We start from the raw sequence: 21871 nt of genomic DNA, 5'->3' as shown, positions 1-21871 counted from the left end.
GGTAAAGCGATGAAACAGCGCAATATCGGTGGCACTCTCGCGGTTTCCGAAATCGGGCTTGGCTGCATGGGCATGTCGGAGTTCTACGGCCCGACCGACGACTCCCAATCGCTCGCCACACTGGAGCGGGCGTTGGAGTTTGGCGTCACCCATTACGACACCGCCGACATGTACGGCAGCGGCCACAACGAAACGCTGCTCGCCCGCTTCCTGGCCGGCAAGCGCGACCGGGTGACGGTCGCGACCAAGTTCGGCATCGTCCGCCAGCCCGGCGAGTATGCCCGCCGGGTCGACACCAGCCCCGCCTATGTCGCGCAAGCCTGCGACGCCTCGCTGAAGCGGCTGGGGGTGGAGACCATCGATCTCTATTACGCGCACCGCGTGAACCCGGAGATCCCGGTGGAGGAGACGGTCGGCGCCATGGCCGATCTGGTGAAGGCCGGGAAGGTTCGGGCACTTGGCCTGTCGGAAGTGTCGGCCACCACCCTTCGCCGCGCCCATGCCGTTCACCCCATCGCCGCGGTACAGAGCGAATATTCACTGTGGACCCGCGACGTGGAGGCGTCGGTGCTGCCGACCTGCCGCGAGTTCGGCATCTCGCTGGTCGCCTACGCCCCGCTCGGCCGCGGCATGCTGACCGGTGCCGTCAGCAGCCCCGACCAGTTCGCCGAGAACGACTTCCGCCGCATCGCGCCGCGCTTTGCCGGGGACAATTTCGACCGCAATCTTGCTCTGGTGGAGCAGGTGAAGGCGCTGGCGGCGCAGAAAGGCTGCACTGCCGGACAGGTGGCGCTGGCGTGGCTGCTGGCCCAGGGGCCGGACATCCTACCGATTCCGGGGACCAAGCGGATCAAGTACCTGGAGGAGAATGTCGGCGCCGCGGCGGTGACGCTGACCGATGCGGAGGTGAAGGCGCTGAGCGATGCGCTGCCTCCGGGAGTGGCGGCAGGGGACCGCTATACGGCGGAGGGGATGCGGGGGGTGAATGTGTGAGGTAAGGCTGAGGTGCTGATTCGGTGACGGTTAGCCCCCTCCCCATCCCTCCCCCGCTAACGCGGTGGAGGGGGCAGGAGCTTTGCGGGAGTGCAGCGGCAGTCCCCTCTCCCGCGATAGCGGGGGAGGGTTAGGGAGGGGGCATCGGCTGGCACCTGCTTCCTACTTCGGCGTCCCCGCCCAGACCTGGAACTGCGTGGTCTCCATCAGCATGTCGCTGTGGCCGAAGGCGGTCTTGAACAGCTTGCCGACACCGGCCGTCCGCTGCGTCACCGCCACCAGCGTGCCGCGCAGCTTCAGGTATTGCTTGGTCCCCGCGACCAGCGCGTCGAGCATGCCGAAATCCTCGTCCTTGCCGCGGTGGAGCGGCGGGTTGGACAGGATCAGGCCGAAACGCTCGCGGGTGCCAAGCCCGGCCAAACCGTCGCTCAGCACCAGTTCGGCGTCGGGCACATTCCGGCGGGCAACGTGCAGAGCCACCGCGTCGATGTCCAGCAGGGTCAGCGGCGCGTCCGGCTGGCGTTCGCGCACGGCCCGGGCGATCACCCCGGCGCCACAGCCGAAATCCAGCACGCGGGTGCCGGCCGCCACCTCAGGCAGAACCTTCAGCAGGCATTCGGTGCCTGCATCCAAATGGCCATGGGCGAACAGGCCGGGATAGGACACAAGATCGAGTGTCCGGTCGGGCAGCGTCAGGGTGACGGTCTGCCGCCAGTCCTCCAGTTCCCCCTTGGCCGGCGCATCGGTGCGGCGGGTCAGCAGCAGCCGGGCGCGCTTCTTGATGATGAGCGTTTCCGGCTCTTCGGCCAGCCCGGCAAGATGCTTGGGCGCGCTGGTCACGCCTTCGTCGTTGCCGCCGGCGATCCACAGCGGGGCACCGGGGGCAAGGCGGGAGGCCAGCGCGTGCAAGGCCATTTCGAACCCGGCCCAACCACGCGGCAGCCGCAGGACGGCGCCGTCGAAGGCGCCCTCCGCCGGCCAGGGCGTGGCGGCCTGCCCACCTATGGCGAGCCGGTTCCACACCACCACCTCGGCCCCACCGTCGCGGAGCGCTTCGGCGATGGCGCCATCGCTGTCGAAGGCAACGAGGATCCGGCCCTGCGGCCGGATTTCGGACAGGGCTTCGGCGGCCACGGCGGCGACGGTCTGGTCGCGGTCCGTGGCCCGGTTGTCGAGACGTGCCACCTGAATCAGCCCTTGTCGCGCATCAGCCGCGCCTTGTCGCGCTGCCAACTGCGTTCCTTCTCGTTCTGCCGCTTGTCGTGCTTCTTCTTGCCGGTGGCGAGGCCGATCTCGACCTTGGCGATGCCGCGGTCGTTGAAATAGACCGACATCGGCACGAGGGTGACGCCCTTCTGCTTGATGCCGGCCGCGAGCTTGTCCAGTTCGCGGCGGCGGACCAGAAGCTTGCGCGGACGCTTCGGCTCATGCTGATCGACGCGGCCGGCCTGGAGATATTCGGGGATGTACGCGTTGAACAGGTACAGTTCCCCACTCTTCAGGCCGGCATAGGCCTCGTTCACACTGGCGCGACCGCCCCGCAGCGACTTCACCTCCGACCCGGTCAGCATGATGCCGGCCTCAAGGACGTCGTCGATGAAGAAGTCGAACCGCGCGCGGCGGTTCTGCGCCGCAAATTTTTTGGCTTCCTCGCGCGTCGCCAAGTCTCTCTCCTATACGGCCTGTTTCGTCACTCAGGACAACAGGCCGGCTTTGGTCATGGCTCCGCGCACGGCGGCGCGGGCGGTCTCGGAGGCCGGAACCAGCGGCAGGCGGACCTCGTCGCTGCCGAGGCCCAGCAGGCTGGCGGCGAACTTCACCGGGGCCGGGCTGGTCTCGATGAACATCGAATCGTGCAGCGGCGACAGCACGTCGCGCAGGCGGAAGGCCTCCTTCAGGTCACCCTTCGCCCAGGCGGTCTGCATGGCGGAGCACAGGGCCGGCGCGATATTCGCGGTGACGGAGATGCAGCCGACGCCGCCCTGCGCGTTGAAGCCCAGCGCGGTGGCGTCCTCGCCCGACAGCTGGATGAAGTCGGGGCCGACCTCCTGCAGCAGGCGGGACGGGCGGGACAGATCGGCGGTGGCGTCCTTCACGCCGACGATGTTGGGCAGCTTTGCAAGCCGCGCCATCGTCGCCACAGACATATCCACGACACTGCGGCCAGGAATGTTGTAAATGAAGATCGGCAAATCCGCCGCGTCATGGATCGCCTTGAAATGCTGGTACAGACCCTCTTGAGACGGCTTGTTGTAGTAGGGCGTGACCACAAGCGCCGCCTGCGCGCCGGCCTGCTTGGCATGGCGGGTCAGGGCTATGGCCTCGTCGGTCGAGTTGGAACCGGTGCCGGCCATCACCGGCACCTTGCCGCCGGCCGCCTCGATGCACAGTTCCACGACGCGGTTGTGTTCCTCGTGGGACAGGGTCGGCGATTCGCCGGTGGTGCCGCAGGGCACCAGACCGTGGGTGCCCTGGGCGACCTGCCACTCCACGAAGGACTGGAAGGCCTTCTCGTCCACTTTCCCGCCCTTGAACGGAGTCAGAAGGGCGACGATGGAACCGTGGAACATGGCTGCCTCCTCAGTCGGCTTAGCTGGAAAAAAGAGTTGCGCACATTATCCCTCCCCGCCTCCCTCGGCAAGAGCGCCCGGACCACTGTTTTCGCGGGTCTCCTCACCCTTTTCGCGGCACTTCCCGGCGCCCTTCCCGCCGCGGCGCTGAGCCCGCAGGACATCGCCATCTACCGCGAGGCTTTCAAGCTCGCCGATGACGAACGGCTGGCGGAAGCGTTGGCGGCGGCATCCCGCGCGCAGGATCCGTTACCGGCGAAGGTTCTGCGCTGGATCGTGCTGGCCAACCCCGGCGGCGGCAGCTTCAGCGACATCGCCGCCTTCATCCGCGAGAATCCGGACTGGCCGAACATGGCGGGGCTGCGGCGGCAGGCGGAAATGGCGATGCCGGACATCCAACCCGCCGACGTGGTGGAGTGGTTCCGCGAGAATCCGCCGCTGACCAACGACGGCTTCGTCCGCTTTGCCGACGCGCTGATCGCGACCGGCGGCGTCGAACGCGCGACGACCCTGATCCGCAAGCAGTGGGCCGACGGCACCTTCACCGCCGACGAGGAGGCGACCTTCCTCGCCCACTACACGCCTTATTTGCGGCAGCAGGACCACAAGGCGCGCATCGACCGGCTGCTGTGGGCGCGGCAGGAAGCGCCGGTGCGGCGGATGCTGCCCTTTTTCGACGAGGCCTATGACACACTGATCGAGGCGCGCATCGCGCTGGACGGCGACCGTTCGGGGGCCGACGCGGCCCTGGCCCGCGTGCCGCCCGGCCTGCTGAACGATCCGGGGCTGATGTTCGACCGCGCCCGCTATCTGCGGCGCAAGGGTGACGATGCCGGCGCGCTGGAGATCATCGCCCAGGCCGGCGCCGACATGGGGCGCCCACAGTCCTGGTGGTCGGAGCGTCATCTGCTGGCCCGCCGGGCGATGGAGCGCGGCGACTACAACCTCGCCTACCGTCTGGTCAGCGAAAACGGCATGAGCGAGGGCGGCGCCTTCGCCGATGCCGAGTTCCTGTCGGGCTTCCTGGCCCTGCGCTTCCTCGACAAGCCGTCGGAGGCCTTTGCGCATTTCCACAAGCTGTACCGGTCGGTCAGCGCGCCGATCAGCAAGGCGCGCGGCGCCTATTGGTGCGGTCGCGCGGCGGAGGCGCTGGGCCAGACCGGCCCGGCGCGGGAATGGTATGCCAAGGCCGCGACCTATCCGACCACCTTCTATGGTCAGTTGGCCTTCCGCCATGTTTCCGGCGGTGCGGTCACCCTGCCCACACCGCCGTCGGTTTCCAGCGCCGAAACGTCCGCCTTCAACAAGCGCGAGGTGGTGCGCGTCGCCCGGCTGCTGTCGGAAATCGGCGGGAACGCCGCCGATCAGGTGACCGGCTTCGTCCGGCGCATCAGCCTGGATGCCAGGACGCCGGCCGATTATGTGCTGGCCGCGAAGCTGGCGAGCGAAGTCGGCCGCCGCGATCTGGCCGTGGCCGCCGCGAAGGATGCCGCCCAGAACGACGTTTTCCTGGTCGAAGCCGGCTATCCGATGATCGATGCCCGTCCGTCGGCGCCGGAACTGGCGCTGGTCCACGGCATCATCCGGCAGGAAAGCACCTTCAACCCGACCATCGTGTCGTCCGCCGGTGCGCGCGGACTGATGCAGCTGATGCCGACGACGGCGCAGCTGGTGGCGGGAAAGCTGGGACTGAAACACACGAACGCGCGGCTGACCTCGGACCCCGGCTATAACGTCACCCTGGGATCGGCCTATCTGTCCGACCTGATCGACCGCTTCAACGGCTCCTGGGTGCTGGCGATCGCGGGCTACAATGCCGGTCCGAACCGAGTCCGGCAATGGCTGCAGACCTATGGCGATCCGCGCACGGAAGCCGTCGACGTGGTCGACTGGATCGAGCTGATCCCGATTTCCGAGACCCGCAACTATGTCCAGCGCGTGCTGGAGGCCGTCCAGGTCTATCGCGCCCGCCTGAACGGCGACCGGGCGGAGCCCAACCTGGACAAGGATTTGCGGCGGTAGGGCGGTGGAGTTGGCGAGGGGCGTGTGAAAGGCTCAAGCTTTGATCCACGCTCGGTCAAATCGCAGCTTGAGCTTCTCTCGACCGTCATTCCCGCGAAGGCGGGAATCCACACATGACAAGCACTTGCATCGGAAACTCTGGATCCCCGCCTCCGCGGGGATGACGGCGTCGATCGGCGACGGCGAAATCACTTCACGTCGCCTTCCCCCCAGATCACGCGGTCGTCGGATTCGGCATGCCCGGCATCGGCTCGTCGGCCGGCGGCGGGACTTCCGGCAGGATGCCGGGGTTCTCCGGTACCGGATAGGGATCGGGGGTCGTCGGGCGGTCTGGCTGCGGCGGGTTCGGATTGGACGGGGGCGGTATCTCGCCGGGGGTCGACGGCTTCTGCGGATCGCTCATGCGGCAACTCCTGATTGGGTGGGTCCCTGGGGTAACGCTTTACTCGGCCGTCCGTTCAATCGCCCGACCGCCGGACTGGAGGTCCTGCCCGGCCCCCTCGACCGTGTTGCAGCCCGTCAGCATGGCGGCGAGCGCCATCAGGAAGGTCAGGATCACCACCTCGCGCGCGGGGAACGGGATGGCGCGGGCGGTGGCGCGCTGCCGGCGGTTCTTGGCGTGCTGCATGGTGTCTCTCCGGTCTGGGGTGAGGGGACGGGGGTTGAAGGAACGTGGATTGACAGAACTGGGCGATGGTCTGGGTGTCGTTCGTCTCTGCTTTTGACAACGGGGCTGCGGCGGCTTGGTTCCGCAGCCGCCCCCGCCGCCATGCAGGGAATGCAACGGTCCTTTCGGGGCGCCCGAAATCCTTGACGCGGTACGCCCACCGGGCAAGATGACCAGCTTTTGCGCAGCCTGCCCGCTTTCCGGCCAAGCCTTACGGTCCGGCGGCGCGGCATGGGCCGCCGTCATCCCTCCGTCGCCACAGGTCAAGTCATGAGCACCGCCACCCTGCCCGCCCCCGAGCCGTTGCGCGCGCGTCTCGCCGTCCACATCGGCGAGCTGCTGCGGCTGGCGGCGCCGGTCATCGTCTCGCGTGCCGGACTGATGGTGATGATGGCGGTCGACACCGCCATCGTCGGCCGCTTCTCTGCGCAGGAACTGGCCTATTACGGGCTGGCCCACCTGCCGGGCAACATCATGGTCGGCACCGGCGTCGGGCTGCTGATGGGGACGGTGATGATCACCGCCCACGCCTTCGGCGCCGGCAGCGACGTGGAATGCGGCCGGGCTTGGCGGCGGTCGGTCCCCTACGCTCTGCTGCTGGGCGTGCTGTTCGCGCTGATCTCTCTTCTCGGCGATCCGCTGTTCCAGGCCGGCGGCCAGACGCCGGAGATGGCGGCGGGCGGCGCCCATGTGCTGGCGGTGCTGGGCCTCGGTGCCCCCGGCATGATGCTCTACATCACCACCGGCTTCTTCCTGGAGGGGATCAAGCGGCCGTTGCCGGGCATGATCGCCATGGTGATCGGCAACCTCGTCAACGCCGCGCTCGCCTGGGCGCTGGTGTGGGGCCATATCGGGCTGGAGCCGCTGGGCGCCGTCGGCTCCGCCTGGGCAACCAGCATCGTGCGCTGGTCCATGGGGCTGGGGCTGGTCGCCTATGTCTGGTGGATGCGCGATCATGAGCGTTGGCAGGTCCGCCTTCCGGTGTCCGGCTGGTGGAGCGGCGCGGCGCGCCAGCGTCACCTCGGCTATGCCGCCGGGCTCAGCATCGGGGTGGAGAGCGGTGCCTTCGCCGCGCTCGGCCTGTTCGCCGGCATGATCTCGCCGCTGGCGCTGGGCGCCTACACGGTCGGGCTGAACCTGACCGCCCTGCCCTTCATGGCGGCGGTCGGTCTGGCGTCGGCCACCGCGGTGCGGGTGGGCGTGGCCTATGGCCGCGGCGACCGCAGCGACATGGCGCTGGCCGGCTGGACCGGGCTCGGCGTCACCAGCGCCATCCTGGCCTGCGTCGGCGTGCTCTATCGCAGCCTGCCCGACGCGCTGGGCGCCATCTACACCAACAATCCGGAACTGCTGGAGGCGGTGGCGCCGCTGATCGCCTTCGCCGCCTGGATTCTGATCGCCGACGGCGGCCAGACGGTGATGGCGAACGCGCTGCGCGGCCGGCACGACGCGTGGGTTCCGACCGCGCTGCACTTCTTCTCCTACGCGGTGGTGATGATTCCGGTGTCGGCCTTCCTGGTCTTCGGCCTCGGCCACGGCGCCCACGGGCTGTTCGAGGGTATTCTCATCGCCAGTCTGGTGTCGGTCACCATCCTCTCCCTGCGATTCGCACATCTCAGCCGGCGTTGAACCGGCGGCGGCGGGGGGCTCCAGACCCGAATCATTGTGTGCAATTGCGAGAGTTGCTATATTTCATCGGCAAACTTTCGGCCCGCAAGGCCAGTGACTGCCGCGGATCCGCAAGCGGCGGCACCTTCGAAAAATGAGTGTCCGCTTGAGCAACACGCCCCTTCCTCCCGCCTCCGACATCGCGCCGATCAACATCGAAGACGAGATGCGGAAATCGTATCTCGACTACGCGATGAGCGTGATCGTGAGCCGCGCCCTGCCCGACGTCCGCGACGGGCTGAAGCCGGTGCACCGGCGCATCCTCTACGCGATGAAGGAGGGCGGGTACGACTCGACCAAGCCCTATAAGAAGTCGGCGCGCATCGTCGGCGACGTGATGGGTAAATACCACCCGCACGGCGACAGCGCGATCTACGACGCCATGGTCCGCATGGCGCAGGACTTCTCCATGCGCCTGCCACTGATCGACGGCCAGGGCAATTTCGGCTCGATGGACGGCGATCCGCCCGCGGCGATGCGCTACACCGAGGCGCGGCTTGCCAAGGCGGCGGAAGCGCTGCTGGACGACATCGACAAGGACACCATCGACTTCCAGGCCAGCTACGACGATTCGGGCCGCGAGCCCACCGTCGTCCCGGCCCGTTTCCCGAACCTGCTGGTGAACGGCGCCGGCGGCATCGCCGTCGGCATGGCGACCAACATCCCGACCCACAATCTGGGCGAGGTGATCGACGCCTGCTGCGCCTACATCGACAACCCGGACGTCACGCTCGACGAGCTGATGGAACATGTGCCCGGCCCCGATTTTCCGACGGGCGGCCTGATCCTCGGCCGGTCGGGCAGCCGGGCGGCGCTGCAGACCGGGCGCGGCTCGGTCATCCTGCGCGCCAAGACCCATTTCGAGGAGGTGCGCAAGGACCGCACCGCCATCGTCGCGACCGAGATCCCGTATCAGGTCAACAAGGCCAAGCTGATGGAACGCATCGGCGAGGTCGTGAACGACAAGATCATCGAGGGCATCTCCGACCTGCGCGACGAGTCCGACCGTGACGGCGTGCGCGTGGTGATCGAGCTGAAGCGCGACGCGGTTCCCGACGTGGTGCTGGCGCAGCTGTTCCGCCACACCCAGCTCCAGACCTCCTTCGGCGTCAACATGCTGGCGCTGAACGGCGGTCGTCCGGAGCTGATGAATCTGCTGCAGATCATCACCGCCTTCATCCGCTTCCGCGAGCAGGTCATCACCCGCCGGACCGAGTTCCTGCTGGGCAAGGCACGCGAGCGGGCGCACACCTTGGTCGGTCTGGCGGTCGCCGTCGCCAATTTGGATGCGATGATCGCCCTGATCCGCAGCGCCCCCGATCCGGTCTGGGCGCGCGAGGAGATCATGAACCGCGAATGGCCGGTTCACGACGTCGGCCCGCTGATCGAGCTGATCGACGAGCCCGGCCGCGGCGTCAGCGAGCAGAACACCTACCGCCTGTCGGAGGTTCAGGCCCGCGCCATCCTCGACCTGCGCCTGCACCGCCTGACCGGGCTGGAGCGCGACAAGATCGGCGCCGAGCTGACCGACGTCACCGACCAGATCGCCGACTTCCTCGCCACGCTCGCCAACCGGCCGAAGCTGATGGGGATCCTGCGCGACGAGCTGGTGGAGATGAAGGAGCGGTTCGGCAACCCGCGCCGCACCGAAATCCAGGATCTGGAGTTCGAGGCCGACATCGAGGACCTGATCCAGCGCGAGGACATGGTCGTCACCGTCAGCCAGTCCGGTTATGTGAAGCGGGTGCCCCTGTCGACCTACCGCGCGCAGAAACGCGGCGGCAAGGGCCGCTCCGGCATGTCGATGAAGGCGGAGGATGCGGTCAGCGACCTGTTCGTCGCCAACACCCACACGCCGCTGCTGCTCTTCTCGAACCGCGGCATGGTCTACAAGCTGAAGGTCTACCGCCTGCCGCTGGGCAACCCGCAGGCGCGCGGCAAGGCCTTCGTCAACCTGCTGCCGCTGATCGACGGGGAGACCATCACCACCGTCCTGCCGCTGCCGGAGGATGAGGCCGCCTGGGCCGATCTGCACGTCGTCTTCGCCACGTCGAAGGGCAACGTGCGCCGCAACCGCATGTCCGACTTCGCCAACATCCGCTCCAACGGCCTGATCGCCATGAAGCTGGAGGAGGAAGGCGAGCGGCTGATCGGCGTCCATACCTGCTCGGAGACCCATGACGTCCTGCTGGCTACCCGCGGCGGCAAGTGCATCCGCTTCCCGGTCGACGACGTGCGCGTGTTCGCCGGCCGCACCTCCACCGGCGTGCGCGGCATCAGGCTGGCCGACGGCGACGAGGTGGTGTCGCTGTCGATCCTGACCCATGTCGACGCCACGCCGGAGGAACGCGCCGCCTTCTTCAAGATGAAGCGCGACGAAGGCATGGAGATGGAGGGCGAGGCCGCGCCGGAGGCGGATGAGGTGCCGACGGACAGCGTCACCCTGTCGCAGGAGCGATACGAAGAACTGAAACAGAAGGAACAGTATATTCTGACCGTCTCCGACCGCGGCTATGGCAAGCGCAGCTCGTCCTACGAGTATCGCACCGCCGGACGCGGTGGCCAGGGCATCTGGAACATGGAGATGGGCGAGCGCAACGGCTCCATCGTCGCCGCCTTCCCCGTCGAATCGAACCATCAGGTGATGATGGTCACCAACGGCGGCCAGGTGATCCGCATGCCGCTGCACGATGTGCGGGTGGCCGGCCGCAAGACGCTGGGCGTCACGCTGTTCCGCGTGGGGGCGGACGAGCGTGTGGTGTCCGTCGCCACCATCGCCGAGGAAGAAGGCGAGAATGGCGTGGATGCGAGCGTCGAGACCGGCGATGACGCCAACGGTTCGGTTGAGCCCACCGGTGATGCCGGCAGCTCCGCCGCGCCGAACGAATAACGGACGGGCCTAAAGGGGAACCCATGGCGACCAGCCAGACCGAGACCAGCAAGGGTCGTCGAATCGGTGTCTATCCCGGCACCTTCGATCCGATCACCAACGGTCACATGGACATCATCCAGCGCGCCGCCCGTCAGGTCGATCACCTGATCATCGGCGTCGCCCGGAATGCCGGCAAAGGGCCGCTCTACTCCACGGACGAGCGGGTCGCCATGGTTCGCGAGGATGTGGCCGCACTGAATGCGGGTGGAGCCAGCATCGAGGTACGGGCGTTCGACAATCTGCTGATGCATTTCGCCATGGAGGTGGGTGCCGGCGTCATCATCCGCGGTCTGCGCGCCGTCTCGGACTTCGAATACGAGTTCCAGATGGCGGGCATGAATGCGCGGCTGAACCCGAAGGTCGAGACGATCTTCCTGATGTCGTCGGAGAAGCACCAGTTCATCTCCTCCCGCTTCGTGAAGGAGATCGGGCGGCTTGGCGGCGACATCCGCCATTTCGTCTCGCCCCGCGTTGCAGAACGGCTGGCCGAACGCTTCGCCCTTGAGGCCGGCAACGGCACGGTTCCGACGACCAGCCAGACCTGATCCCGGAACCATGGGCTTGAGGGACGGGTTTGATGGCAAAATCCTGCATTTCCCATCAAGCCCATGGTTGACCTTTCGGGCGCGTCTTTCTATGGTGCGCCCACTTCCGGCGGGGGCCAGTTTCCCACCGCCGCGAGAGGATGATCCGGTAGCTCAGTCGGTAGAGCACGTGACTTTTAATCATGTGGCCGTGGGTTCGAATCCCACCCGGATCACCAATCCTCGCAAGGCTTTCAATGCTTTCAATGGACCGCCCAGGCGGTCCTTTTTCGTTATGGGGCACACTCTGGGGCACAGGGCACAAGAGTTTTCTCGTCGTCCTCTTCGCCCTCTGACGCCGAAGGCGCGCTCCAGAGCTGCGCAATTCGCGCGAACGTTCCCGCCGGGAACTCTACATAGGTTTGGGGCTTCTCGTCCGTCGACCGGCGGCCGTACTCTGTCTTGCCGGTGCCGCGAAGCGATGTAACGGTGACGTAGGGGTGAGCCAGCATGATCATGACGCTGATGCTCCCCCACAGGCTATGCGCCTCTGCTGATTCGCTGTTCTCCATGTAGGCCCGCAACGCAGCTGCGATGTGCTTCCCTACCGTCTCGAATGGCGCCGAGCCTGGGTGATACCCTTCAAGATCGAAGTAAGACTGGGCAATTTCACAAGCGCCCTTCTTCGGAGCCGTCACATGGATGGCAAGCAGCAAGAGTGTGAACTGCTCGATATCCATCTCCGCGACGCGACGACCTCTGCTCTTCGGCAAAAATCCTTCATCGATCAACCTCCTCGCCATGCCGCGGATTTGCGGCTCTGGTACATGCGTTGACTTCTTAAGAATTTCTACAGCGCGGGAGGTGGCGATCATTTGTGCGTCCCTGTCGGATAGACCAGACATAACCGCACATAACATTCCATAGAAATTTGGTTTTGTCACGATAAAACCAAACAAATCCGCTTGCCTGCCGCTTGGTTTTGTTTCAACCTGTTAAAACAAAACATGACGGTGCGGCACCGATTGCCCCGCCGCAGACCGATTAAGGGGTGAGGTATGTCGGAGCCCACGAAACTCCTTCGCTTTCCCGAGGTGCAGGCGCGCGTCGGCTACACCCGCGTCCACATCGACAGGCTGGAGCGTGACGATAAGTTCCCCAAGCGCGTCCAGATCGGCACACGAGCTGTCGCCTGGGTCGAGTCGGAGATCGAGGACTGGCTGCGTCGCAAGATGGATAGCCGAGAGCAGGTTGCCACCAAGAACAAGGAGATCGGTCGAAGTCTTGCGGAGGCTCGGGCGAGGGCGAGCGCCAAGACGCGGGCAGAGGGTCAAATCGACGCCACTCCGTGAGAGGCAATCTAAGCGTCAGATCAACATCAATTTACGAGTTGACCTCATGAGCAACAATCGACCGAGCAATAAATCTCATGACGCAAAGCGGTCGCCGCGTCTTGCCGCCCTCCCCTCCCATGCAAGCAGAAACAGCCTCTCCAATATGTGCGCCGCCTTTTCTGCAGCACACAACGCTTCAGTTCACTTGATGAACGATCACATCCTCCGCCCCATGGGCGCCGCGACGATGAAGATCGCGACCGACACCCAGCCGGGACGGCTGACGGTTGCCATTGAATGCGCCGCCGGTCATTGCCACGGAATCGACAGCGTGACGGAGGATGTCGCCGGCACGCTCGCTCTCGAAGCATCCAACCAGCACTTCAAGAACCCGGTGACCGCCTGGGTATGGGCGGCCGGGCGGATAGGTGACCTGACCCCGGCCTGAACAGTTTCGCGGCTTGCCCGCGTCCGAGGCCCGCACCCATCCAGTCGGGTGCGTGGCGTTTCCTCCCTGACTTATGGCCGGCAACCCGGCGGCTGCCGGCCACCTTTCCAAGCCCCTTACCCTGCCCAGGGTGGGGCCATAGGCCGTTGCGGACACCCGGCGCGAACGGGGTGGCCCGCCGGCAAGCCGCCCACCCGATAGAGCGCGGCACCTCCACCCGAGACCGCCGCCATGGCTCTCCCCGCCCGCATCAAGCGCGAGACCGCCGATACCGGCCGGGACAAGCGCGCCCGCTGCCCCTCCCATCTCTCGTTCGTCCGCTCCCACGAGTGCTCGGTTCCCGGCTGCAAGAGTATGCCCATCGAGGTCGCACACGTCCGCACCGGCACCGACGGCGGCACCGGTATGAAACCGTCCGACAACTGGACCATCAGCCTGTGCCGTGAGCACCACCAGGAGCAGCACGCCATTGGCGAGCCTGCCTTCGAGACCCGCCATCGGATCAACATGAAGGACCTCGCCCGCGAGTTCGCCGCGGCGTCGCCGGCCTGGAAGCGTCACCTCCAGAAGATGGAGGCGCAGCGGTGACCGATGCTCTCGCCACCCCCGCTTGGCCGGTGATCGACTACAAGACGGTCTCCGCCCGGCTGGATATCTCCCCTGCGTCCAAGGTCATCACCCTGGACGGCGTCGTCATCGGCACCTTCGGCGCCGAGATGGATGACGGCTCGCGAGTGTGGACCGCCTGCCTGACCGACGTCCTGGGACACCGCGGCGGCATCGTCCAGCATCGCATCCCGACCGACGCGATCAGGCTCACCACCAACAAGGTGGTGGACATCCTCCGCCGGCATTTCCCCGACGTCGACCATGGCCCGATCTCGTTGGACGCCACCGAAGGGGAGATGAACGAGATCCGCTCCGGCGCCCGGACGGCGCTGCACATCCCCTACAACTCAGCCAAGCACAGCCGAACCGCATGCCGCCCCGGCCGCAAGGCCCGCATCTCGATCTTCTCCGCGCCGAAGGGCCGGAAGCGCCCGGTCGACGCCGAGATCGTCTCGGTTCGCAAGGTGACCCGCGCTGAAGCGCTCGCCGCGAACCGCCTCCTCGAATTTCGCCACCCGTCCGTCAAGGCCTTCGCCGAGGTGACCTTCACCCTCGTGCCGCCGGCGGATGCCCATCAACAGCAATCCCCGGAGGACGCCATGTCGGCGAAAGCCGCCCCCGCTCCGTCCAAGCCGCGCGAGACCCAGGCCACGATCATGGCCTGGAAGCGCGAGACCTTTGGACCGTCCAGACCCATGCGCACCATGGCCCGCGCCGCTGAGGAGGCGGCCGAGCTGTTCCGCGCCATCACCTCCGACGCCGCTCCGGAAAAGATCGTCGAAGAGGCCGCCGATACGGCGCTGATCCTCGCGGACATCGGCGAGCTGCTCCGGCTGAACGACTGGCTCTTCATGACCCGCGCCCCGATGATTCGCCGGCCCGCCAAGCTGGCCGGCTACGTCCTGACCCACCTCGGCACGCTGTCCGGGGAGCTGGACGCCTATACCGATGGGGACGGCGTCAGCGACACCCTGGCTCACACCACGGCCTGCGCGCTCCTCCGCGCCGTCATCGGCGGCCTGGAGGAGCTGTGCGGCTGCTACGGCCACAGCCTCCGGGACGCCATCGACGCCAAGATGGCGGTTAACCGAACCCGCAAGTGGAACCCGGACGGGACCGGTCATGGCTACCATCGGGGTGCGGCCTGATGGCGGGCGCCTTCTTCCAGCGAGCCGCAGCGCGCGTTGCCGCCGCAGTCGCCTCCATCACGCCAGCCACCCCGGCGGAGACCGCCACCCACCGTCTCCGGGCCTGCCTCCATGCCGACGGTCGGACCAGCTATCCCGAGGTGGTTCAGTACCAGCTGAAGGCTTTCGATCCGGTCAGCCTGACCTATGAGCCGGCCGGCCCGCTGGTGAACCTGCCCCCCACGACCGAAAGCCACCCCGACACCCACGCCGCCGATCTGGCTGGCATGTCCGGCAAGGGCGCGCTGCCGGTGTCGCTGCCCTACATCGCCGTCGTCCATGACCTGCCGACCTACGACGCGCTGAAGGCTCGCGGCCTGCTGGAGATCGGGCACCGCATCCGCCTGGACGACATCGGCGTCCCGGTCGACCGGCGTCCCGCACCGGGGGCGTGAGCCATGCCGATCCCCAACTCCTGCATCCGCGATGTCCCGCTCTATGCCGCCCTGATCGGCAAGGGCGGACTGACCAACCCCGCCTCGATCACGATCCGCCAGGGCACCGCTAAGAAGGAGGTCTGCGTCCGCCCTCAGGACCTGCCGCACGGCGCCTTTGCCCGTCTGGTGCGTGACGAGATCGACCCCCTGTGGGGCGCTCGCGATCTGGCGCCCGACGAGTTCGACGATCTGGTCGACCTGATCAACGACCGGGATTCGGTCGGCGTCCTTCGGCCGCTGCACATCTTCGACCCCGAGGACATGAACGTCCGCAAGATCCGCGTGATCTACAGCCAGATGGACAAAGGGGAGAACCAAGCCTCCCCGTCTGTCGCCCTGGTTCTGGACGCCGCGTGGGTGGAGCTTTCTGGCAACGGGACCTTCTTCGAAGACATGAAGGCCGAAGAGGAGGCCGAGGCGGAGGAGGCGGAGGCCGAAGATACCGAATCGGCTCCCGCTCCGGCGGAGGCCACCCCCGCAGACACGCCGCCCCCGGCCGCTCCGGCCCCGGCCAACGTCGTCCCGTTTCGTCCGGCGGAACCGCCCGCCACCCCGGCGCAGCCCATCCGCGCGCCCAAGTCGGCCGCCAATCCCCAGCCCAAGGGCACCACCCCCATGCAGTTCACCGTCGACAAGGGGCCGCTGTTGGCCGCCCTGAAGCGTGCCGTCGCCATGGTCGGCAAGAAGACGACCATGCCCATTCTGGAATGTGTCCTGCTGGACATCTCCGAAACCACCCTGACCATCTCAGCCACGGATCTGGCGGTGGACGTTCAGGTGAAGCTGCCGATCGGTATCGGTGCCCGGCCCGGCCGGCTGGCGATCCCCGGCTCCGCCCTGGCGACCGCCATCGACGCCATGCCCGACGGAGCGCAACTGACCCTGGAGGTGGTCGACGCCAAGGCGGAAGGCGCGCGGCTGCGCATCCTCTGTGGCAAGACGCGGTTCCATCTGCCGACCTATCAGGCCGAGGACTTCCCCACCTTCGCCCAGGTCGACGGCGCCGAGCTGTTCGTCCAGGTCTCCGCTCTCAAGCAGGCCATCGACCGCGTCGCCTGGGCCATGTGCTCGGACGAAACCAAGCCGAATCTGATGGGCATGTTCATCCACGCCCGGCCCGAGGGCCTGCGGGTGGTGACGGCAACCGGCCAAGTCCTGTCCCGCTCCGACCTGATCGTGACAGCGGGCGTTGGTGACCTCGTGGCGAGCGTTGCAAGCAAAGAGGGCTCCCCCGGCATCCTGATCCCGCCCCCGTCTGTCGGCGCTCTCCGCCGCCTGCTGGATGCTGTCGGTGACGAGACCGAGGTGCGTCTTACGGTCGGCTCGAAGCGCGCCATCTTCGACATGTTCCCGTACCGGTTCGGGACCACCCTCTCCGCCATTGAGTTCATCGGCTACGAGCGAACCATCGAATTCGCGTTGGGGCAGGTGAACCAGCGCATGACCGTTCCTCGCGCCGAGTTCCTCGGTTGCGTCCGGCGGGTCCGGACCATGGCCGGAGACAAAAATCGGGCTATCGCCCTGTCCATCACAGCCGACGGAGTCCGGGCGGAGACGGCGGAGCGCACCAGCACCGACGCCGTGGACATCATCGAGGCCGCCACCGGCCTCACCTCCGGAGTGATGGAAATCGGATTCCATTCCGGTCTCCTTGTTTCAGCCATGGAAGCGCTTACCGCCAGCTCCCTCTCTTGTGAGTTGGGCGGTCCTGCAAGTCCGACCTTCTGGCGTGCGGCGCAGGAGGAGGACATCGGCACGGCCGAACACCTCGTCGTGGTCATGCCCTACCGGCTGTCGTCCAAGGCGGAGGCTTGATCATGGCGATGGATGTTCGCGAGATCCGGCACTTCCATGTCTGCTGCGGCATCGGCGGCGGCATCAAGGGCTTCAACCGCGGCGGCGCCCGCGTGGGCAACATGGTGGCCGCGCCGCGGTGCATCGGCGGCGTCGATGTCGATCAGATCGGCCTTGCCAGCCTGGAGTTGGTGACCGGCATCAAGGGCACGCTGCTCGATCTGTTCGACCGCAAGCAGTATATCGCCTTCCACGGGCACGAGCCGCCGGCCGGCTGGCGCGAAGCGACTGGCGAGGACTTCCGCCGGGCGGCCGGTGGCGAGCGGCCGCATGTCGTGTTCATGAGCACGCCTTGCAAGGGCAACAGCGGCCTGATCAGCACGAAGACCAGCGAGGCGCCGAAGTATGTGGCCCTCAACGAGTTGGCTCTCCGTGCCGTCTTCCTGACCATGGAGGCCTGGGCGGACGACCCGCCCGAGATCTTGCTGTTCGAGAACGTGCCGCGGATCGCCCAGCGGTCCCGCCGGCTGCTGGACCGTATCGCCGGCATGCTCCGGGCCTATGGCTATGCCATTGCAGAGACCGACCACGACTGCGGAGAAATCGGCGGGCTAGCGCAGAGCCGCAAGCGCTTCCTCATGGTCGCCCGGCACATCGCCAAGGTGCCGCCCTTCCTCTACGAACCGCCGAAGCGGAAGCTCCGCAGCGTGGGCGAAGTGCTGGAGCGGTTGCCCCTGCCGGGCGATCCGCTGGGCGGGCCAATGCACCGCGTCCCGCGCCTCCAGTGGAAGACCTGGGTCCGGCTGGCGTTCGTGGAAGCCGGATCGGACTGGCGCTCGCTGAACAAGCTGAACGTCGCGGACGGCGTGCTGACCGATTACGGGATCGTGCCGGAACACCCGCTTCGCGGTGGCGCCCTCGGCGTCTGCCAGTGGGGTGAGGCGACGGGTACGGTCGCGGGGGAATCGCTCCCGTCCAACGGCAAGTTCAGCGTTGCCGATCCGCGCGTCACCAGCACCAGGGAGGGCACCGGCTACCTTGGGGTCAACGAATGGGAACACCCGGCCGGCACCGTCACAGCCAATGGCCGGCCCGGCTCTGGCGCCTTTTCCATCGCCGATCCCCGCATGCGGGAAGGGCATGCCGATTACCAGCAGTATGGTGTTCGCCGGTGGGGCCAGTCGACTGGTTCCGTCATCAACGTCAAGGCGCCGGGCCAGGGCGGGTTCTCGATTGCCGATCCCCGTTATGGGGACAAGCCTCGGTTCGCAAATGTCTACCGCGTGGTCAGCACGCGCGAGGCTGCTCCGACCATATCGGCCGGCCAAGGTCCGACCTCTGGCGGGTTGGCTGTGGCCGACCCGCGACCGGAGGCTTTCCGCGACGGTCGCGAAAGCTATGTGACGGGCGGCCACTATGGCGTGCTGAACATGCGCGATACTGCCGGCGCCGTCACTGGCTCCGGCCAGCATGACAACGGGCGCTGGTCCGTCGCCGATCCCCGGCCGGCCATGGGTGACGAGGCGGAGACCCTTCCTGCCCCGAATCAGCAGCTCGTCGCTGTGATCCGCGCCATGGACGGGACGTGGCATCGACCCTTCACCACCCTGGAACTGGCCGCGCTCCAGTCGCTGGTCGACTTCGACCGGCCGGGCCTGGAGTTGGCCGGCGCCTCGGACAGCCTGTGGCGGGAGCACATCGGCAACATGGTCCCGCCCGACGCCGCACAGGCGATGATGGGCGTGATCGCCCGGACCTTGCTGCTTGCCTGGTCCGGCGAGACCTTCGTGATGAGCTGCGATCCGGTCTGGGTTCAGCCGCTCACGATCGCGCTGGCCGTCGACACCTCCGCACAGGTGATCGAATGACCCGCTACACCCGCCCCAACCCCCTCCGCAACGAGGCGGAGGCTCAACAGCGCCGCGGCGCGCAGGACCTCTCCGCACTCGTCTCCCAGGCGCTGGCTGCCGGCACCGTCACCGCCCGAACGGTGACCGCCACGGATTTGGAGGACGCCGCCGAACGGCACAAACAGGCCCTGTCCAAGAAGCTCCGCCGCGCCGGTGCGCGCGGCGCCGAGGTGCGCGCCGCCCAGCAGCGCGAAGCCGCCCGTCGGAAGGAGGCTGCCCAGTCATGAGCCATGCCAATCCCATCGCGGTCGTCTCTATGTCCGGCGGCAAGGACAGCCTCGCCACGGCTCTGCTGGCGATTGACCAATACGGGCACGACCGCTGCCGATTCGTGACCGCTGACACCGGCCACGAGCACGAGCTGACCATCGCCCACCTGTCCGACTATCTCCCGCGCCGGCTGAACATCCAGATCGACGTCGTCCGTGCCGACTTCAGTGCCGACATCACACGGAAGCGGGTCTATGTGGCTGAGAAGTGGCCGGAGAAGCTAGTCAACGGCAAGGCCGGCAAGTGGGTGCGCCTGGGCTCTGTCGACGAAGACGATGCCGAGCCGCCACCCCCAGCCAACCCTTATCTCGGCTCTGTGATTGGCGGTTGGGTCTGGTCCCCGGCGATCCGTCCGATATCAGCCGACGAAGCCGCCGAGGTGGTCGCTCGCGCGCTGAGCGTGCTGCATCCCACCGGCATTCCATTCCTGGACCTCTGCCTCTGGAAAGGGCGCTTCCCCTCCCGCAAGGCGCAGTTCTGCACCCAGCAGCTGAAGCGGTTCCCGCTGGACCGCTACATGATCGACCTCGCCAGCCAGGGCCGCCGATTGGAAAGCTGGCAGGGCGTCCGTCGGGACGAAAGCCACGCACGCCGGAATGCCGCCGAACGGGAGATGACGCCCGAGGGGTGGGAGATCGTCCGGCCTATCGTCACCTGGACGGCACAGGAGGTGGTGGACTTCGTCCGCTCGCGCGGGATCGACCTGAACCCCCTCTATTCCCAGGGCTGTAACCGCGTCGGCTGCATGCTCTGCATCAACGCCGGCAAGGACGAGATCGCCAATGCCGCCCGGCGCTGGCCTGAGCACATCGATCGCATTCGCGAGTGGGAGCGGCTGGTGGGGATGGCCTGCAAGCGCGGTTTCTCGACGCTGCTCCACCACGCCGATGGTGAGGGCGGAGATGCCGAGCACGCTTTCCGCCACAGCAACATCGACTCGATGGTCGATTGGTCACGCACCAGCAGGGGGGGGGCGTGGCTACAGCCTGATGGCGCTGGCAGCAGACGCCGAAGGAGCGGTTTGCAGCTCCTCCTACGGCCTCTGCGAGTGAGAGCGGCGCCATGACACATACCCCCTCATATGCCGATGTCCTGGCTCGCAAGCTGGTCTCTGCTCCCATACGAGGTCTGGACAACATCCCGGCCCTCTCCGCCCGCCATTTCACCTATCAGCGCGATGTGCTGGAGTTCCTCCTCCAGGTCGGTTGCGGCGCCGGCTTCTTGGATACCGGCCTGGGAAAGACCGGCATCGAGCTGGATTGGTCCCGCGTCATCGCTGAGTACACCGGCAAGCCCAGCCTGCTGTTCGCCCCGCTGGCCGTCGGTCCCCAGCATGTCGCCGAGGCAGCCAAGATGGGCATGGACGAGGTCCGGGTGGTCCGGTGTCAGGACGACATCCGGCCGGGCATCAACATCGCCAACTACGAGCGCCTCCATCTCTTCCAGCCCGAGGCCTTCGGTGCCCTGGCACTGGACGAATCGTCGATCCTCAAGAGCTTCAGCGGCGTCACCACGCGCAAGCTGATGGCCTTCGGATCGGCCATTCCCTACCGGACCTGCTTCTCCGCCACCCCCGCGCCGAACGACCACACCGAGTTGGGCCAGCACTGCCAGTTCCTGGGCGTGATGGACTCGGTGGAGATGCTGACCCGCTGGTTCATCAACGACCAGAAGCACATGGGCCGGTATCGGCTGAAGCGCTTCGCGGTGGAGGATTTCTGGAGCTGGGTCGGCACCTGGGCGCGCTGCATCTCCAAGCCCTCCGATCTGGGCTACAGCGACGCCGGCTTCGAGATGCCGGAGCTGCTGACCTTCAACCACACCGTCCGGACGGACCTGACGAAGGGCGCGGGTGAGGACCGGGACGGCCAGCTTCAGCTCCTCCGCATGCCCGGCACCTCGGCGACCGAGCTGCACAAAGAGAAGCGCCACACGGTCGAAGCCCGCGCCCAGCTGATCGCCGACGTCGTCATGGGCGAACCGGACGAGCCATGGGTGATCTGGTGCGACACCGATTACGAGGAGGAGGCGCTGACCGCCCTCATCCCCGGCGCGGTCGCGGTGCGCGGCTCCATGAAGCCGGATCTGAAGGAGGAGCGCCTCCTCCAGTTCGGGGCGGGTCAAATCCTCCGGCTCGTCACCAAGCCCAGCATCGCCGGCTACGGGCTCAACTGGCAGCACTGCGCCCGCACGGCCTTCGTCGGCCGCTCCTACAGCTACGAGGACTATTACCAAGCCATCCGCCGTTTCTGGCGGTTCGGCCAAAAGCGCCCGGTCCATGTCCACACGGCCGAGGCTGACACCGAGGCCCACGCCGCCGCAGCCATTGCCCGCAAGGAAGCCGACCACATCGCCATGAAGCGCGAGATGGCCGCCGCCATGTCCCGCGTCGGCGAGCGCCGCGGCGTGAAGCTCAACTACGCCCCCACCATTCCGCCCGCCCTGCCGTCCTGGCTGGCTGGCTCATCTCCCACCGCGGCGCGCTGAGCGCCAGGAGACCACCCCC

At 66.9% G+C, this 21871-nt stretch carries 21 protein-coding genes and 1 tRNA gene; 16 read left to right on the top strand and 6 right to left on the bottom strand.

Going from position 1 to position 21871, the window contains the following annotated elements; genetic code table 11:
- Nucleotides 1-9: 9 nt before the first annotated feature.
- Complete coding sequence (locus PWS46_RS05970; RefSeq protein WP_434619352.1) at nucleotides 10-993, top strand: aldo/keto reductase; 984 nt, start codon at nucleotides 10-12, stop codon at nucleotides 991-993.
- Nucleotides 994-1155: 162 nt separating this feature from the next.
- On the opposite strand, the gene PWS46_RS05965 is transcribed toward PWS46_RS05970, so the two are convergent.
- From PWS46_RS05965 to dapA, 3 genes are read right to left on the bottom strand one after another with little or no spacing between them, the layout of a single operon-like run.
- Complete coding sequence (locus tag PWS46_RS05965) at nucleotides 1156-2178, bottom strand: methyltransferase (RefSeq protein WP_434619349.1); 1023 nt, start codon at nucleotides 2176-2178, stop codon at nucleotides 1156-1158.
- A gap of 5 nt (nucleotides 2179-2183) precedes the next feature.
- On the bottom strand, nucleotides 2184-2657 hold the full coding sequence (smpB, locus tag PWS46_RS05960) for an SsrA-binding protein SmpB (protein WP_295828811.1): 474 nt from the start codon (nucleotides 2655-2657) through the stop codon (nucleotides 2184-2186).
- Nucleotides 2658-2687: 30 nt separating this feature from the next.
- A complete protein-coding gene (dapA, locus tag PWS46_RS05955) occupies nucleotides 2688-3563 on the bottom strand; it encodes a 4-hydroxy-tetrahydrodipicolinate synthase (RefSeq protein WP_434619345.1) in 876 nt (291 codons plus the stop codon).
- 36 nt (nucleotides 3564-3599) lie between these two features.
- Between dapA and PWS46_RS05950 the strand changes: the two genes are divergently transcribed.
- Entirely contained in the window at nucleotides 3600-5585 is a 1986-nt protein-coding gene (locus PWS46_RS05950; protein WP_434619342.1) for a lytic transglycosylase domain-containing protein, read from the top strand.
- 214 nt (nucleotides 5586-5799) lie between these two features.
- Here PWS46_RS05950 and PWS46_RS05945 read toward each other — a convergent pair whose 3' ends face one another.
- Both PWS46_RS05945 and PWS46_RS05940 read right to left on the bottom strand, forming a co-directional pair.
- The gene (locus PWS46_RS05945) at nucleotides 5800-5988 is read right to left on the bottom strand and encodes a hypothetical protein (RefSeq protein WP_434619339.1); all 189 of its coding nucleotides are present in this window, start codon (nucleotides 5986-5988) and stop codon (nucleotides 5800-5802) included.
- 39 nt (nucleotides 5989-6027) lie between these two features.
- Nucleotides 6028-6213 (bottom strand): entericidin A/B family lipoprotein, encoded by a 186-nt coding sequence (locus PWS46_RS05940; RefSeq protein ID WP_085089334.1) that lies wholly within the window; start codon nucleotides 6211-6213, stop codon nucleotides 6028-6030.
- A 309-nt stretch (nucleotides 6214-6522) separates the two neighbouring features.
- Here PWS46_RS05940 and PWS46_RS05935 point away from each other — a divergent pair, with 309 nt between their 5' ends.
- The 4 genes from PWS46_RS05935 (at nucleotide 6523) to PWS46_RS05920 (ending at nucleotide 11615) form a co-directional block, all read left to right on the top strand.
- The gene (locus tag PWS46_RS05935) at nucleotides 6523-7881 is read left to right on the top strand and encodes an MATE family efflux transporter (RefSeq protein WP_434619335.1); all 1359 of its coding nucleotides are present in this window, start codon (nucleotides 6523-6525) and stop codon (nucleotides 7879-7881) included.
- A gap of 145 nt (nucleotides 7882-8026) precedes the next feature.
- Nucleotides 8027-10810, top strand: a complete 2784-nt coding sequence (gyrA, locus tag PWS46_RS05930) for a DNA gyrase subunit A (protein WP_434619332.1) — start codon at nucleotides 8027-8029, stop codon at nucleotides 10808-10810.
- Nucleotides 10811-10833: 23 nt separating this feature from the next.
- On the top strand, nucleotides 10834-11397 hold the full coding sequence (coaD, locus tag PWS46_RS05925; RefSeq protein ID WP_434619329.1) for a pantetheine-phosphate adenylyltransferase: 564 nt from the start codon (nucleotides 10834-10836) through the stop codon (nucleotides 11395-11397).
- A 142-nt stretch (nucleotides 11398-11539) separates the two neighbouring features.
- Nucleotides 11540-11615: transfer RNA gene (locus tag PWS46_RS05920), tRNA-Lys, on the top strand.
- A gap of 54 nt (nucleotides 11616-11669) precedes the next feature.
- Here the strand turns inward: PWS46_RS05920 and PWS46_RS05915 are convergent.
- Nucleotides 11670-12251, bottom strand: coding sequence for a hypothetical protein (locus PWS46_RS05915; RefSeq protein ID WP_434619326.1), 582 nt, complete (start codon nucleotides 12249-12251; stop codon nucleotides 11670-11672).
- A gap of 183 nt (nucleotides 12252-12434) precedes the next feature.
- Between PWS46_RS05915 and PWS46_RS05910 the strand changes: the two genes are divergently transcribed.
- The 10 genes from PWS46_RS05910 (at nucleotide 12435) to PWS46_RS05865 (ending at nucleotide 21852) form a co-directional block, all read left to right on the top strand.
- Nucleotides 12435-12728, top strand: coding sequence for a helix-turn-helix transcriptional regulator (locus PWS46_RS05910; RefSeq protein WP_434619323.1), 294 nt, complete (start codon nucleotides 12435-12437; stop codon nucleotides 12726-12728).
- 46 nt (nucleotides 12729-12774) lie between these two features.
- Nucleotides 12775-13158 carry a hypothetical protein gene (locus tag PWS46_RS05905; RefSeq protein WP_434619320.1) on the top strand — a complete coding sequence of 128 codons (384 nt, stop codon included), beginning with the start codon at nucleotides 12775-12777 and terminating at the stop codon, nucleotides 13156-13158.
- Between the two features lie 231 nt (nucleotides 13159-13389).
- Nucleotides 13390-13746, top strand: a complete 357-nt coding sequence (locus PWS46_RS05900) for a putative HNHc nuclease (RefSeq protein ID WP_434619317.1) — start codon at nucleotides 13390-13392, stop codon at nucleotides 13744-13746.
- The gene (locus PWS46_RS05895) at nucleotides 13743-14915 is read left to right on the top strand and encodes a hypothetical protein (RefSeq protein WP_434619314.1); all 1173 of its coding nucleotides are present in this window, start codon (nucleotides 13743-13745) and stop codon (nucleotides 14913-14915) included. Before PWS46_RS05900 ends, PWS46_RS05895 begins: the two co-directional genes overlap by 4 nt.
- Complete coding sequence (locus PWS46_RS05890; RefSeq protein WP_434619311.1) at nucleotides 14915-15349, top strand: hypothetical protein; 435 nt, start codon at nucleotides 14915-14917, stop codon at nucleotides 15347-15349. The genes PWS46_RS05895 and PWS46_RS05890 overlap by 1 nt, the downstream gene beginning before the upstream one ends.
- A 3-nt stretch (nucleotides 15350-15352) precedes the next feature.
- Nucleotides 15353-17206: a DNA polymerase III subunit beta gene (locus PWS46_RS05885; protein ID WP_434619308.1), complete on the top strand. Its 1854-nt coding sequence runs from the start codon at nucleotides 15353-15355 to the stop codon at nucleotides 17204-17206.
- A gap of 2 nt (nucleotides 17207-17208) precedes the next feature.
- Nucleotides 17209-19053 (top strand): DNA cytosine methyltransferase, encoded by a 1845-nt coding sequence (locus PWS46_RS05880; protein WP_434619305.1) that lies wholly within the window; start codon nucleotides 17209-17211, stop codon nucleotides 19051-19053.
- Entirely contained in the window at nucleotides 19050-19322 is a 273-nt protein-coding gene (locus tag PWS46_RS05875; RefSeq protein WP_434619303.1) for a hypothetical protein, read from the top strand. Before PWS46_RS05880 ends, PWS46_RS05875 begins: the two co-directional genes overlap by 4 nt.
- Entirely contained in the window at nucleotides 19319-20431 is a 1113-nt protein-coding gene (locus PWS46_RS05870) for a phosphoadenosine phosphosulfate reductase family protein (RefSeq protein WP_434619300.1), read from the top strand. Before PWS46_RS05875 ends, PWS46_RS05870 begins: the two co-directional genes overlap by 4 nt.
- Nucleotides 20428-21852: a hypothetical protein gene (locus PWS46_RS05865; protein WP_434619297.1), complete on the top strand. Its 1425-nt coding sequence runs from the start codon at nucleotides 20428-20430 to the stop codon at nucleotides 21850-21852. Before PWS46_RS05870 ends, PWS46_RS05865 begins: the two co-directional genes overlap by 4 nt.
- The last annotated feature ends 19 nt before the right edge of the window (nucleotides 21853-21871 follow it).

It is taken from the genome of Azospirillum sp. B2RO_4, assembly GCF_051124815.1.
GTDB lineage: Bacteria > Pseudomonadota > Alphaproteobacteria > Azospirillales > Azospirillaceae > Azospirillum.
Note: the sequence above shows the minus strand (reverse complement) of the source record. Positions and strands in the feature narration are given on the sequence as shown.

Coding starts and splice junctions, on each gene's coding strand:
- PWS46_RS05970 (WP_434619352.1), top strand. CDS start 10: ATGAAACAGCGCAATATCGGTGGCACTCTCGCGGTTTCCGAAATCGGG.
- dapA (WP_434619345.1), bottom strand. CDS start 3,563: ATGTTCCACGGTTCCATCGTCGCCCTTCTGACTCCGTTCAAGGGCGGG.
- PWS46_RS05945 (WP_434619339.1), bottom strand. CDS start 5,988: ATGAGCGATCCGCAGAAGCCGTCGACCCCCGGCGAGATACCGCCCCCG.
- PWS46_RS05940 (WP_085089334.1), bottom strand. CDS start 6,213: ATGCAGCACGCCAAGAACCGCCGGCAGCGCGCCACCGCCCGCGCCATC.
- PWS46_RS05935 (WP_434619335.1), top strand. CDS start 6,523: ATGAGCACCGCCACCCTGCCCGCCCCCGAGCCGTTGCGCGCGCGTCTC.
- coaD (WP_434619329.1), top strand. CDS start 10,834: ATGGCGACCAGCCAGACCGAGACCAGCAAGGGTCGTCGAATCGGTGTC.
- PWS46_RS05915 (WP_434619326.1), bottom strand. CDS start 12,251: ATGATCGCCACCTCCCGCGCTGTAGAAATTCTTAAGAAGTCAACGCAT.
- PWS46_RS05910 (WP_434619323.1), top strand. CDS start 12,435: ATGTCGGAGCCCACGAAACTCCTTCGCTTTCCCGAGGTGCAGGCGCGC.
- PWS46_RS05905 (WP_434619320.1), top strand. CDS start 12,775: ATGAGCAACAATCGACCGAGCAATAAATCTCATGACGCAAAGCGGTCG.
- PWS46_RS05900 (WP_434619317.1), top strand. CDS start 13,390: ATGGCTCTCCCCGCCCGCATCAAGCGCGAGACCGCCGATACCGGCCGG.
- PWS46_RS05890 (WP_434619311.1), top strand. CDS start 14,915: ATGGCGGGCGCCTTCTTCCAGCGAGCCGCAGCGCGCGTTGCCGCCGCA.
- PWS46_RS05885 (WP_434619308.1), top strand. CDS start 15,353: ATGCCGATCCCCAACTCCTGCATCCGCGATGTCCCGCTCTATGCCGCC.
- PWS46_RS05880 (WP_434619305.1), top strand. CDS start 17,209: ATGGCGATGGATGTTCGCGAGATCCGGCACTTCCATGTCTGCTGCGGC.
- PWS46_RS05875 (WP_434619303.1), top strand. CDS start 19,050: ATGACCCGCTACACCCGCCCCAACCCCCTCCGCAACGAGGCGGAGGCT.
- PWS46_RS05870 (WP_434619300.1), top strand. CDS start 19,319: ATGAGCCATGCCAATCCCATCGCGGTCGTCTCTATGTCCGGCGGCAAG.
- PWS46_RS05865 (WP_434619297.1), top strand. CDS start 20,428: ATGACACATACCCCCTCATATGCCGATGTCCTGGCTCGCAAGCTGGTC.